Annotated in this window: 10 protein-coding genes; 3 read left to right on the forward strand and 7 right to left on the reverse strand. The window is 70.8% G+C overall.

What is annotated here, in order from left to right; translation table 11 throughout:
- Window positions 1–43: 43 nt before the first annotated feature.
- From dxs to dut, 5 genes are all read right to left on the reverse strand, one after another.
- Window positions 44–1,975, reverse strand: a complete 1,932-nt coding sequence (dxs, locus tag HP507_RS02845; protein ID WP_175350343.1) for a 1-deoxy-D-xylulose-5-phosphate synthase — start codon at window positions 1,973–1,975, stop codon at window positions 44–46.
- 197 nt (window positions 1,976–2,172) lie between these two features.
- Window positions 2,173–4,989 (reverse strand): aconitate hydratase AcnA, encoded by a 2,817-nt coding sequence (gene acnA, locus HP507_RS02850; RefSeq protein ID WP_175350344.1) that lies wholly within the window; start codon window positions 4,987–4,989, stop codon window positions 2,173–2,175.
- 129 nt (window positions 4,990–5,118) lie between these two features.
- A complete protein-coding gene (locus HP507_RS02855) occupies window positions 5,119–5,904 on the reverse strand; it encodes a DUF3159 domain-containing protein (RefSeq protein ID WP_271207029.1) in 786 nt (261 codons plus the stop codon).
- Window positions 5,905–5,917: 13 nt separating this feature from the next.
- Window positions 5,918–6,640 carry a DUF3710 domain-containing protein gene (locus tag HP507_RS02860; protein ID WP_217508422.1) on the reverse strand — a complete coding sequence of 241 codons (723 nt, stop codon included), beginning with the start codon at window positions 6,638–6,640 and terminating at the stop codon, window positions 5,918–5,920.
- Entirely contained in the window at window positions 6,637–7,128 is a 492-nt protein-coding gene (gene dut / locus HP507_RS02865) for a dUTP diphosphatase (protein ID WP_175350345.1), read from the reverse strand. Before dut ends, HP507_RS02860 begins: the two co-directional genes overlap by 4 nt.
- A gap of 65 nt (window positions 7,129–7,193) precedes the next feature.
- Between dut and HP507_RS02870 the strand changes: the two genes are divergently transcribed.
- Window positions 7,194–7,625 (forward strand): DUF3093 domain-containing protein, encoded by a 432-nt coding sequence (locus HP507_RS02870; protein WP_175350346.1) that lies wholly within the window; start codon window positions 7,194–7,196, stop codon window positions 7,623–7,625.
- A gap of 145 nt (window positions 7,626–7,770) precedes the next feature.
- On the opposite strand, the gene HP507_RS02875 is transcribed toward HP507_RS02870, so the two are convergent.
- Window positions 7,771–8,070 (reverse strand): DUF4193 domain-containing protein, encoded by a 300-nt coding sequence (locus HP507_RS02875; RefSeq protein WP_031263038.1) that lies wholly within the window; start codon window positions 8,068–8,070, stop codon window positions 7,771–7,773.
- Between the two features lie 264 nt (window positions 8,071–8,334).
- Here HP507_RS02875 and sepH point away from each other — a divergent pair, with 264 nt between their 5' ends.
- The gene (gene sepH / locus HP507_RS02880; protein WP_175350347.1) at window positions 8,335–9,357 is read left to right on the forward strand and encodes a septation protein SepH; all 1,023 of its coding nucleotides are present in this window, start codon (window positions 8,335–8,337) and stop codon (window positions 9,355–9,357) included.
- An 81-nt stretch (window positions 9,358–9,438) separates the two neighbouring features.
- On the opposite strand, the gene HP507_RS02885 is transcribed toward sepH, so the two are convergent.
- Entirely contained in the window at window positions 9,439–10,590 is a 1,152-nt protein-coding gene (locus HP507_RS02885; protein ID WP_175350348.1) for an alkaline phosphatase family protein, read from the reverse strand.
- Window positions 10,591–10,616: 26 nt separating this feature from the next.
- Between HP507_RS02885 and HP507_RS02890 the strand changes: the two genes are divergently transcribed.
- Window positions 10,617–13,103, forward strand: coding sequence for a DNA gyrase/topoisomerase IV subunit A (locus HP507_RS02890; protein WP_175350349.1), 2,487 nt, complete (start codon window positions 10,617–10,619; stop codon window positions 13,101–13,103).
- Window positions 13,104–13,413: the final 310 nt, after the last annotated feature.

Here is a 13,413-nt window from a genome sequence, read left to right on the forward strand (position 1 = left end):
GCTTTGCGGACGGACCACCACCAACAGCCGCGCCGGGACCGGATCAGCGGTCGGCGGACTCCCGCGACCGCGCCGGCTTCGCCTGGGGCAGCTTCGTGCCGACGACCTGGTCGATGACGTCACGGGCGATGGCCTGCGCGGTGAGCCCGGCGTCGTGGAGGATCTCGGAACGCGAAGCGTGGTCGATGAACTCGTCCGGCAGCCCGAGCTCGTTCACGCCGGTGTCGACCCCGGCCGCCCGCAGGTCCTGGCGCAGTCGGGTCCCGACGCCGCCGACGCGCACGCCGTCCTCGATCGTGATGACCAACCGGTGATCGCGCGCGAGGTCGATGAGCGACGCCGGGATCGGCACCACCCACCGCGGGTCGACGACGGTGACGCCGATCCCCTGCGACTCCAGCAGCGAGGCTGCCTCGAGCGCGATCGGCACCATGGACCCGACGGCGACGAACAACACGTCGGGCGACGACTCCGGGGCGTCCCGCAGCACGTCCGCCCCGTCCGACAGCCGCCGGAGCGCTGGGATGTCCGGCCCGACCTGTCCCTTCGACCAGCGCAGCACGGTCGGCGCGTCGTCGACGGCGACGGCCTCGCGGAACTCCTCGCGGAGCGTCGCCGCGTCGCGCGGAGCGGCGATCCGGATGCCGGGGACGACCTGCAGCAGCGCCAGGTCCCACATGCCGTGGTGGGAGGGGCCGTCCGGGCCGGTGATGCCCGCACGGTCGAGGACGAACGTCACGCCCGCCCTGTGCAGCGCGACGTCCATGAGCACCTGGTCGAACGCCCGGTTGAGGAACGTCGCGTAGAGGGCCACGACGGGGTGCAGTCCCCCGTACGCCAGCCCGGCGGCGGTCGTCACGGCGTGCTGCTCGGCGATCCCGACGTCGTACACGCGCTCCGGGTGCCGCTCCTGGAACAGGTGCAGCCCGGTCGGCCGGAGCATCGCCGCCGTGACGGCCACGATCCGTTCGTCCTCGGACCCGACCGAAGCCAGTGTCGATGCGAACACCGAGGTCCACGACGGCCCCGAGGCGACATCGAGCGACTCCCCCGTCTCCGGGTCGATGTGCCCGACGGCGTGGAACTGGTCCGCCTGGTCGCGGAGCGCCGGCTCGAAGCCGTGCCCCTTCTCGGTGATGGCGTGCACGATCGTCGGCGCGCCGTACTCCTTGGCCTGCCGGAGTGCGGCCTCCATCGCGCGCTGGTCGTGCCCGTCCACCGGCCCGATGTACTTGATGTCGAGGTTCGAGTAGAGCGCCTCGTTGTTCGTGAACCGCGACAGGAAGCCGTGCAGGCCGCCGCGCATCCCGCGGTAGATCGCCCTGCCGGGAGCGCCGAAGCGGCCGGCCACGGCACGCGTGGTCTCGTACAGCGCCCGGTACTCACGACGCGTGCGCACGGAGCTGAGGAACCGCGCCATGCCGCCGATCGTCGGCGCGTACGAGCGTCCGTTGTCGTTGACGACGATCACGAGTCGCCGGTCGTTGCCGTCGGAGATGTTGTTGAGCGCCTCCCACGTCATCCCGCCGGTGAGCGCGCCGTCGCCGACCACCGCCACGACCGTGCGGTCGCCCTGGCCGGTCTGCACGAACGCGCGGGAGATCCCGTCCGCCCACGACAGGGACGAGGATGCGTGGGACGACTCCACGATGTCGTGCTCCGACTCGCGGCGCTGCGGGTAGCCGGCGAGGCCGCCGCGTTCGCGCAGCCGCGAGAAGTCCTGGCGCCCGGTGACGAGCTTGTGCACGTACGACTGGTGCCCGGTGTCGAAGACGAACGGGTCGTGCGGCGAGTCGAACACCCGGTGCATCGCGAGCGTCAGCTCGACGACGCCGAGGTTGGGCCCGAGGTGCCCACCGGTCTTCGCGACCTCCGCGACGAGGAAGCGTCGGATCTCCGCGGCGAGGTCCGTCATCTGCGCGTCCGACAGACGCTTCAGGTCGCGCGGCGACGCGATGCTCTCGAGCAGACCCACGGGCGCTCCTTTCGTGCTGCTGTCGGCTCACTCTATGCGCGTGCCCCGCGTACGGACTGGAGGCGCGGTGCCAGCCGGCACCGCGCCTCCAGTCCGACACAGCGGCACCCCCCGAAACGCAACGCGGGCGGTTTCTCGCAGTGCTGTTCCGCTGCGAGAAACCGCCCAGTTTGCGTTTTGCGGGACGGGGGCGGGCGTCAGACGAGCGAACGCAGCACGTACTGCAGGATGCCGCCGTTGCGGTAGTAGTCCGTCTCACCGGGGGTGTCGATGCGGACGACCGCGTCGAACTCGATCGTCTGCTTGCCTTCTGGCGAGTGCTCGCTCGGCTCCGCCGTCACGTGCACGGTCTTGGGCGTGCGGCCCTCGTTCAGCTCCGTGAGGCCCGTGATCGAGACGACCTCGGTGCCGTCGAGCCCGAGGGACTCGACGGACTCGCCCGCCGGGAACTGCAGCGGGACGACGCCCATGCCGATGAGGTTCGAACGGTGGATGCGCTCGAAGCTCTCGGTGATGACCGCCTTGACGCCGAGCAGGTTCGTGCCCTTCGCCGCCCAGTCACGGGACGAACCGGAGCCGTACTCCTTGCCGCCGAAGATGACGAGCGGGATGCCCTGCTCCTGGTAGTGCTGCGACGCGTCGTAGATGAACGACTGCGCACCGTCCGGCGTCGTGAAGTCGCGGGTGTAGCCGCCCTCCACACCGTCGAGGAGCTGGTTCTTCAGGCGGATGTTCGCGAAGGTGCCGCGGATCATGACCTCGTGGTTGCCGCGGCGCGAGCCGTAGGAGTTGAAGTCCTTGCGGTCGACACCGTGCTCGGCGAGGTACTTGCCCGCGGGGCTGTCGGCCTTGATCGAACCGGCCGGCGAGATGTGGTCCGTCGTGACCGAGTCGCCCAGCTTCGCGAGGACGCGGGCGCCGGAGATGTCCGAGACGGCGTCGGGCTGCATCGTCATGCCCTCGAAGTACGGGGGCTTCCGGACGTACGTGGACTCGGTGTCCCACTCGAAGGTGTCGCCCGTCGGGGTCGGCAGGTTCTTCCAGCGGTCGTCGCCCTCGAACACGGAGCCGTACTCGTGGGTGAACATCTCGGTGTCGATCGAGGTGTCGATGACCTGCTGCACCTCGGCCGCGTCGGGCCAGATGTCCTGCAGGAACACGTCGTTGCCGTCCTGGTCCTTGCCGAGGGCGTCCTTGTCGAAGTCGAAGTGCATCGACCCGGCGAGGGCGTAGGCGATGACCAGCGGCGGGGACGCCAGGTAGTTCATCTTCACGTCGGGGTTGATGCGCCCCTCGAAGTTGCGGTTGCCGGAGAGCACCGCGGTGACGGCGAGGTCGTTGTCCTGCACGGCCTGCGAGATCTCCTCCGGCAGCGGGCCGGAGTTGCCGATGCAGGTGGTGCAGCCGTAGCCGACCGTGTAGAAGCCGAGCTCCTCGAGGTAGCTGGTCAGACCGGCCTTCTCGTAGTAGTCGGTGACGACCTTCGACCCCGGAGCGAGCGTGGTCTTGACCCACGGCTTCGCCTTCAGGCCCTTCTTCGCGGCGTTCCGGGCGAGGATGCCGGCGGCCATCATGACCGAGGGGTTCGACGTGTTCGTGCAGGAGGTGATCGCGGCGATCGCGACCGCGCCGTGGTCGATGGTGAACGGGTCGGCCCCGTCCATCGCGACCTTCGTCGGCGCCGAGGCCGTCGACGGCGCGCTCGACACGAAGTCGTGCATGTGCGTCGTGACGTCACCCGTCGTCGAGCCCGCGGCGATCGGGTCGGACGCCGGGAAGGTCTCCTCGACCGCGTCGTCGAGGTCGGTCTGACCGGCGGGCTCGGTGTAGTTGGCGAGGTCGACCTCGAACTGGCTCTTCGCCTTCGAGAGCTCGATGCGGTCCTGCGGACGCTTCGGGCCGGAGATCGACGGGACGACCGTGGAGAGGTCGAGCTCCATGTACTCCGAGTAGTTCGGCTCGACCGCCGGGTCGTGCCAGAGGCCCTGCTCCTTCGAGTACGCCTCGACCAGGGCGATCTGCTCCTCGGAGCGACCGGTCAGGCGCAGGTAGTCGAGCGTGACGTCGTCGACCGGGAAGATCGCGGCCGTGGAGCCGAACTCCGGCGACATGTTGCCGATGGTCGCGCGGTTCGCGAGCGGGACCTCGCCGACGCCCTCGCCGTAGAACTCGACGAACTTGCCGACCACACCGTGCTTGCGGAGCTCCTGCGTGATCGTGAGCACGACGTCGGTCGCGGTGACGCCGGCCGGGATCGAGCCCGACAGCTTGAACCCGACGACCTTCGGGATGAGCATCGACACGGGCTGGCCGAGCATCGCCGCCTCGGCCTCGATGCCGCCGACGCCCCAGCCGAGCACGCCGAGGCCGTTCACCATCGTGGTGTGCGAGTCGGTGCCGACGAGCGTGTCGGGGTACGCGTACGTCTCGCCGTCGAACTCGCGGGTGTAGGTGACCTTCGCCAGGTACTCGATGTTGACCTGGTGGACGATGCCGGTTCCCGGCGGGACGACCTTGAAGTCCTCGAACGCGGTCTGGCCCCAGCGGAGGAACTGGTAGCGCTCCCCGTTCCGCTCGTACTCGAGGTCGGTGTTGCGCTGCAGCGCGTCCTCGCGACCGAAGAGGTCCGCGATGACCGAGTGGTCGATGACCATCTCGGCCGGCGAGAGCGGGTTGATCTTGTTCGGGTCGCCACCGATCTCGGCCATCGCCTCACGCATGGTGGCGAGGTCGACGATGCACGGCACGCCGGTGAAGTCCTGCATGACGACGCGCGCCGGCGAGAACTGGATCTCGGTGTCCGGCTCGGCGTCGGGCTTCCAGGAGCCCAGAGCGCGGATCTGGGCTTCCGTGACGTTCGCACCGTCCTCGGTGCGGAGGAGGTTCTCGAGCAGCACCTTCAGGCTGTACGGGAGCTTCTCGTGCCCGGGCACCGTGTCGATCCGGTGGATCGCGTAGTCGACACCCCCAACCGACAGCGTGTCCTTCGAGCCGAAGCTGTTGACTGCAGCCACTGTGCCGCCTCCCTGGTTGATCGGTGTGCCCCCATCCAAGCGGGACGCAGGGCGTCCCACCAGCAAGGCAAACCTAAACCCGTGAGCCCGGGAAGGGCCGCGGGGAACTATCTCGATGTCGAGACAACTCTACACCGCGGCGACGTCGCCCTCGCGCTTGAACACCGTGCGGACCAGCAGCCAGGTCACCCAGAGCAGCGCCGCGTACAGCGGGACGCCGGTGATGAGCTTGATCCCGGCGAGCAGTTCGACCTGCGCCGCCAGGTACAACGGGACCTCGATGACGAGGCGGATCGCGAAGAGTCCGACCCACAGCCACGTCGCCACCGTGAGGACTCGCCGCTTCGCCGGGTCGGCACGCCAGTCCTGGTGGCTGCCGTCCTCGTTCGGCGGCAGCAGGAACCCGACGACGAGTCCGATCAGGGGCTGCCGGATCGCCAGGGTCACGAGCAGCCCGACGAGCCACACCGCGTTGATGACGATCCCGGGGATGAAGTTGCTCTCGGCACGGCCCGTGATCAGCGCGAGGCCGGCGGAGATCGCCACGCCGAGGATGCCCGCGAACGACATCACGATCGACTGCCGCTGCAGCAGCCGGAGGACCACGAACACGACGCCGATCGCCACCGGGATCAGGACGCTCGGGACGAGCTCCTTCGTGATCGCGTAGACGACGAGGAAGGCGAGCCCGGGCAGCACCGACTCGGCGAGCCCGCGGACACCGCCGATCGCCGCCACGAGCGCGTGCCCGGACGGCGCCTCACCGGGCGCGACCTTGCCGAGTCCGGTGTTCGCGACCGCCGCACGGAACTGCTCGTTGAACGACGGCAGCGTGTCGTCGCGAGCGACACCGTCGCGGGTCACGTCGTCGGGGGCGACCCCGTCGGGACGGATGGTGTCGTCGTGGTCCGGCACCGTGCCTCCAGGATCAGACGGCCGACTGCGTCGACTTCGGCATGTGCAGCGGGATCAGATCGCGCGGCGGCATCGGCGTGGTCCCGCGGACCACGACGACGCTGCGGAACAGGTCCTCGATCGCGCTCGCGTCGTCGGGCTGCTCGGCGGCCTTGCCGGCGATCACGCCGCGCAGGAACCAGCGCGGACCGTCGACGCCGATGAAGCGGGCGGGACGCGCACCGTCGGTGACGCCGGTTCCGTCCGAGACGACGGGCACCTGCGCGCGGAGCTCGGGGCCGAACGGACCGTCGACCTCGGTGACGACGCCGCCCTGACGTTCGATCTGCTCGGCGATCTGCCCGCGGATCTCGTGCCAGAGGCCGGTGGAGCGGGGGGCGGCGAACGGCTGGACCTGCAGCGTGGACTCGTCGTAGTCGAGCCCGACGGCGACGACGCGCTGCGAGCCCTCCTCGACCTCGAGCCGCAGGTGCAGTCCTTCGCGCGGGAGGACCTTCACACCGCCGAGGTCGACGTACGGGCGGACCAGGTTCGCCTCGGTCTCGTCGTGCGGTCCGCTCTCGGCGCGGTCCTCCGGAGCGGACTTGTCGGTCGGCGCGACCGCGTCCACCTCGTCGAGGTCCGCGTCGGCGTCGGACGCGAGGTCGACCTCGGGGGTCGTGTCAGCGACCTCGACCTCGTCGGCGACGGCGTCCGCCACCTCGACCTCGTCACGCTTGCGTCGGCCGAACTTCATGCGCGCGTTCCTTCCTGAGCGTTGTCGGCGGTGCCGCTGACGACACCGCTCCGGTCACCGTAGCCCGAAGAACCGAACCCGCCCTGGCCGCGGACGCTGTCGGGCAACTCGTCGACGCGGGTGAACGACACGCGCGGGACCGGCATGACGATCATCTGGGCGATGCGGTCGCCGACGTGCACCTCGTGCGCCGCGGACTGGTCGGTGTTGAGGAGCGCGACCTTGATCTCGCCCCGGTACCCCGCGTCCACGGTGCCGGGCGCGTTCACGATCGTGATGCCGTGCTTCGCCGCGAGACCGCTGCGCGGGACGACGAATGCGGCGTACCCGTCCGGCAGCGCGATCCGCACGCCTGTGCCCACGAGGCGGCGCTCACCCGGCTGCAGCACGAACGCCTCGGTCGAGACGAGGTCGGCACCGGCGTCACCGGGGTGGGCGTAGCCGGGAGCGTTCTCCCCGGTCCAGAGCACGTCGACTGGTTCGGTCACGTGTCGAGGGTAGTGCAGACCGTGACCGTTCCGTGACCTGGCCCGAGTCGTGGTCGAATGGTGTCGTGACCGTGTACCGCGAACGACTGTGGGCTCCGCCCGTCCTCTACCTGGCGACCGCGCTCGTCATCCCCGCCAGCCTCCTGGTGTTCCTGCCGATCAGCGTGCTCGCCGGCGTGCTCGTCGCCATCGGCATGGAGCTCGGGGTGCTCGTGCTGCTCTGGGCGCTCGCCCCGACGATCGAGGTCACGGACACCGAGTTCCGCGCCGGCCGGGCGCACCTGCCGCGCACGCTCGTGGGCGAGGTCGCCGGGTACGAGGGCGCCGAGGCGACGACCCAGCGTGGTCCGAAGCTCGACGCGCGCGCGTGGACGCTCTTCCGCGGCTACGTCCGCGGGGTCGTCAAGGTGGAGGTGCGGGACGCGGCCGACCCGACCCCCTACTGGCTGGTCAGCGTGCGCAACCCGTCGGCGGTCGTCGCGGCGCTCCGCTCCTGACCGACCGTCTGTCGGACGGGAGGCACGGGTCGGCGCCGCCCCGCGCCTCCCGTCCGTCCGTGGTCTCGCCCACCCCGACGCAGGACGACGAACGGCCCGTCACCTTCACAGGTGGCGGGCCGTTCGTCTGGTGTTCGAGCGTTCCCTAGAGCGCTGCGCACTCCGCGCAGACCGGGCCGAGCTTCGACTCGTGGTCGAGCTGCGAGCGGTGCTTCACGAGGAAGCACTCGACGCAGGTGAACTCGTCGACCTGGGGCGGGAGCACGACGACGTCGAGGTCGACGTCGCTGAGGTCCTGTCCGGCGAGCTCGAAGCTGCCGGGGTTGTCGGAATCATCGTCGACGACCCCCGACATCTTGTCGGGAACGCGCTCCTTGAGGGCCTCGATCGACTCCGAATCGGAGTTGTCGTCGGTCTTCCGGGGGGCGTCGTAATCGGTGGCCATGCCCATCCATTTCTCGTATCGAGAGGTCGTCGCCGGTGATCGGCGGCGACAGTTTGCACCACGTCTCGCCGGAGCGCAAACCGAAGTCCCCGGCGGTTCGTTCTGGCGCTGCAACCCGCCGGCACGCGCGCGCATTCCCCGGTCGGGAATCCTTCCCGCGGCAGTCCACGGCGCGCCCGTGCGCCTCCGCGGGATCGTGTTCCCACGGCTGCATACTCACGGGGTACGACGCACGACCGTACGCGACGCTCGGAAGGCGGAACCATGCAAGACGTGAGAGTCATCGGAGTGGAGTCCGGGGCACTCCTCCTCGCGACCGACGGCGGGACCGAGTTCCGGCTGCCCGTCACCTCGTCGCTGCCGGGTCAGGTCCGGCAGGCGAACCCCGAGTCCGGTCCGCACAAGCGCGTGTCGCCGAAGGACGTGCAGGCACGGATCCGCGGCGGAGCCGATGCGGCCGAGGTCGCTGCGGCGCTCGACGTCGACGTCGAGTACGTCCGACGATTCGAGGGGCCGGTGCTCGCGGAACGCGCGTTCATCCTCGATGCCGCGCACCGCGTGCCGGTGACCCCCGTCGACGACGAGTCGCCCGACACCTTCGGTGAGGCCATCACCGCGAAGCTCGAGGCCGGTGAGGCCTCGGGGATCGCCTGGGGCTCGTGGAAGCACGTCGAGAGCGGCTGGCAGGTGCGCGTCCGCTACACCGCCGCCGAGGTCGAGCACGACGCCCAGTGGCGGTTCGACCCGAAGACGTCGACGCTCACGCCGGACAACGGCGACGCGCACCGGCTCTCGCACACCGAGGACGAGGGCATCGCACCCCGCCTGCGCGCCGTCGAGCTCGACCACCAGGACACCGACGGCACCCGCTTCGACTCGGGTGCGTTCCGTGTCGACGAGCCCGACGAGGACGTCACGAACCCCGAGGTGCAGGAGCGTCCGCTGCGTGCACCGCTCCCCCGCATCGGCGCCGCCGTCGAGGAGCGCGCCCCGGGCAACGAGACCGCGGACCTGCTCGAGGCCCTGCGTCGTCGCCGCGGCGAGCGTGAGGCCGCCGCCTTCGGCGAGCAGCAGGAGGAGCCGCGCGGGACGTCGATCAGCGTGGTCGACATCCCGCTCCAGGGCTTCGACGAGTCGCCGGAGACCGCGCCGCAGCAGGACGCACGCCCGGCCTCCGCCCCCGAGGCCGAGGGCGGCCGACAGGAGCGCAAGAAGCGCAACCGCCGCTCGATGCCGAGCTGGGACGAGATCGTGTTCGGGACCCGTCCGGACGACGACCCGGCCTGAGCCGCCTTCCAGGAGGCGCGGTTCAGCCCCGGTACGCACGTCGCGTCCCGGGGCTGCCGCCGTCGACGGACGCGCCGGCGTTCAGTCCGCGAACGCGCCGGCCAGCCGCAGCGGCACGAGTGTCTCGTCGTCGGTCATCGCACCGTGCTGCCCGATCATCCGCTTGGGCTGCTCACCGTCGCGCAGGGATCGGTCGTCGTTGAACGCCCAGGACCCGCGCGCCACCAGGACGATGTCCCCGATGCGGGGCACCACCGCGTCCGACACCGGGCCGAACCAACCGGCCGCGATCGCCTCGTCACGGCTCGCGACGTGCGCCTTCTTGCCGTAGCGGGCTCGGAAGGCCCCGACCAGGCCGCGGACGTCCGTCCCGGGCGCGACGGTGAGCTGCCGGCAGCGCGGGTCGCCCGCGACGCCGACGACGTCGGTCAGCAGCAGCGGGTCGAGGGCGATGTTCGCGTGGTCGGGGACGTCGAGCACGCCGTGGTCCGCGGTCACGACGACCCCCACGTCGCCCGACAGCGCACGTTCGAGCCGCGCGAGTTCGCCGTCCAGCAGCTCGAGCGCCGCCGTCCACCGGTCGGACTGCCACCCGTGCTTGTGCCCGATCGAGTCGAGTTCGGGGACGTAGAGGTACACGAGCGACCGGCCGGAAGCGGTCTCGGCCAGGGCGGCGTCGACACGCTGGGCGATCGAGTCGGCGGAGACGTACCGTGCGCCCCCGAGCACGTTCGCCGTCATGCCCGACGAGCGGTACCTCGCCGGGCCGACCACCACGGGGTCGACGCCGAGCGCGGGCGCCTCCGAGAAGAGCGTCCGGACGAGGAACCAGTCGGCGGGGACCTCGTCGTCCCAGCCGCTCAGCAGGTTCATCACCTTCCCGGTGTCCGGGTTCCAGCCGCTGTACCCGACCACACCGTGGGTGCCGGGCGACCGGCCGGTGGTCAGCGTGCTGAGCGCGGCCGCCGTCGTCGTGGGGAACCCGCTGCGCAACTTCTTCTTGCCGGAGGCGAGCCACCGCGCGTGACCGGTGCGCGCGGACAGCGCACCCGCCCCCAGGCCGTCGACCAGCACGACGATCGCGGAACGGGCGGGGCGGAGGGTGATCCGCGCCTCCAGTCCGGCGGAACGCAACCACGCGTCGTCCGCAGCCCCGAGCGCGACGAGGCAACTCGGGAGGACGTCGGCGAGGTTCGCGGTGGCGTCGGGGGCCGTCGGTACGCTTGTTCCCATCTCCCCCAGTCTCGCAGAAGGGTGCCATGGCACGCACGGAAGCAGTCGGCCTGCCCGACGGTGAACGCATCGAGGACGTCGACGTCTCGGAAGAGATGCAGGGCTCGTTCCTCGAGTACGCGTACTCCGTCATCTACTCACGGGCGCTCCCCGACGCACGCGACGGCCTCAAGCCCGTGCAGCGGCGCATCCTCTACCAGATGTCGGAGATGGGGCTGCGGCCCGACCGCGGGCACGTGAAGAGCGCGCGCGTCACCGGTGAGGTGATGGGAAAGCTGCACCCGCACGGCGACGGCGCGATCTACGACGCACTCGTGCGGATGGCGCAGCCGTTCACGATGCGCGTGCCGCTCATCGACGGGCACGGCAACTTCGGTTCGCTCGACGACGGACCCGCAGCGGCGCGGTACACGGAGGCGCGGCTCGCCGAACCGTCGATGGCGATGACGGAGGGCCTCGGCGAGGACGTCGTCGACTTCGTCCCGAACTACGACAACCAGATCATGCAGCCCGGCGTGCTGCCGGCGGCCTTCCCGAACCTGCTCGTCAACGGCGCGTCCGGCATCGCGGTGGGCATGGCGACGAACATGGCGCCGCACAACCTCGGCGAGGTCGTCGAGGCGGCGAAGCACCTGCTCATGCACCCGGACGCCTCCCTCGAAGAGCTCATGGAGTTCGTCCCGGGTCCGGACCTGCCCTCGGGCGGCACCATCGTCGGGCTCTCCGGTGTGCGGGACGCGTACGCCAGCGGTCGCGGCTCGTTCCGCACCCGGGCGAAGGTCTCGGTCGAGAACCTCACGCCGCGCAAGGTCGGTCTCGTCGTCACCGAGCTGCCGTACCTCGTCGGGCCCGAACGCGTCATCGAGAAGATCAAGGACGGCGTCCAGGCGAAGAAGCTCGTCGGCATCTCGGACGTCAACGACCTGACCGACCGCAACCACGGGCTCCGGCTCGTCATCGGCATCAAGTCCGGGTTCAACCCGACCGCGGTGCTCGAGCAGCTGTACAAGCACACCCCGCTCGAGGACGGCTTCGGCATCAACAACGTCGCCCTGGTCGACGGGTCGCCGCGCACGCTCGGGCTGCGGGAACTGCTCGACGTCTACGTGCGGCACCGTCTCGACGTCGTGACGCGACGGTCTTCCTACCGACTCGCGCGACGGAAGGAGCGGCTGCACCTCGTCGAGGGCCTCCTCATCGCGATCCTCGACATCGACGAGGTCATCGAGGTCATCCGCTCGTCCGACGACTCCGAGGCCGCTCGTTCCCGCCTGCAGACCGTGTTCGACCTCTCCGAGGTGCAGGCCGAGTACATCCTGGAACTGCGTCTCCGCCGTCTGACGAAGTTCTCCCGCCTCGAGCTCGAGGGTGAGCGCGACCAGCTGCTCGCTGACATCGCGGCGCTCGAGGAACTCCTGGCGTCCGACGAGCGGCTCCGTGCCCAGGTCGCGCTCGAGCTCACCGAGGTGTCGGACCGGTTCGCCACGCCGCGACGCACGCTCCTCACCGAGGCCGATGCCCCGGTCCGCGGTGGTCGCAAGGCGGCGGTCGACCCCGAGTCGCTGCAGATCGCCGACGCGCCCTGCCGCGTGCTGCTCTCCACGACCGGCCGACTGATCCGCGTCGACATCCCGACGTCCGAGCTCAGCATCGTGCGGGTGCCGAAGCGGTCCAAGCACGACGCCGTGCGGTCTTCCGTGGTGAGCTCCGTCCGGGGCCAGGTCGGCGCGCTCACCTCGACCGGACGAGTGATCCGGCTCTCCCCCGTCGACGTGCCCGCGGTGCCGCCCGCTGCGGTCCGGCTCGACGCCGGCGTGCGGGTCACCGACTTCCTCGGTATCGCCCGCGGCGAGGAGGTCGTCGCGCTCGTCGACCTGTCCGGCGCCTCGTCGGACTCGCTCGCGATCGGCACCGTGCAGGGTGTGGTCAAGCGTGTCGTCCCCGGGGCGTGGCCGGACAAGCCCGAATTCGTCGCGATCGGCCTCAAGCCCGGCGACTCCGTGATCGGGGCCGCGCAGGCACCGGAGACGGACGACCTCGTGTTCATCACGTCGAACGCGCAGCTGCTGCGGTTCCCGGCGTCCGGCGTCCGACCGCAGGGGCTCCCCGCGGGTGGTGTCGCCGGCGTCGCCCTCGCCGACGGCGCGACGGTGATCTGGTTCGGCTCCGTCGCCCGGTCCGACGACGCCGTGGTCGCCACGGTGTCGACGTCGTCCTCGGCCCTGCCCGGCACCGACACCGGGCGGGCGAAGGTCTCAGCGCTGTCCGAGTTCCCGGCGAAGGGGCGTGCGACCCAGGGTGTCCGGGCGCACGCGTTCCTCAAGGGCGAGGACGGGCTCACCGTGGCCTGGGCGGGCATCGCTCCCCCGCACGCGGTCGGCACGGACGGGGCTGCCCGGACGCTGCCGGACTGGCTGTCGAAGCGCGACGGGTCCGGGGCGCCGCTCGAGGCCGTGATCGGCACGATCGGCGGGAGCGCCGCGGCGCTCGACGGCACGGCCGGCGACGCGTAGCGGCGGCGTCTGTCGCGAAAGCGACAGGCTGCCGCCAGACTTCCGCGCCGCACTGTCGCGTTCGCGGGTGGGACGGCGCAGGTTGGCGGAAGACTGTCGCTTTGGCAGCACTGAAGCGGCACCGTCAACAGCCGGGAGGCACGGTGCGGGCCCGCCACGCGCCTCCCGTCCGCCGCCGCGAAAGCGACAGGCTGCCGCCAGACTTCCGCGCCAGACTGTCGCGTTCGCGGGTGGGATGGCGTACGTCGGCGGGAGACTGTCGCTTTCGCAGGACAACGTCGCGGGCGGGCCGCCGCGCTCGGCGCGGGGC

The organism is Curtobacterium pusillum (genome assembly GCF_013359865.1).
GTDB lineage: Bacteria > Actinomycetota > Actinomycetes > Actinomycetales > Microbacteriaceae > Curtobacterium > Curtobacterium pusillum.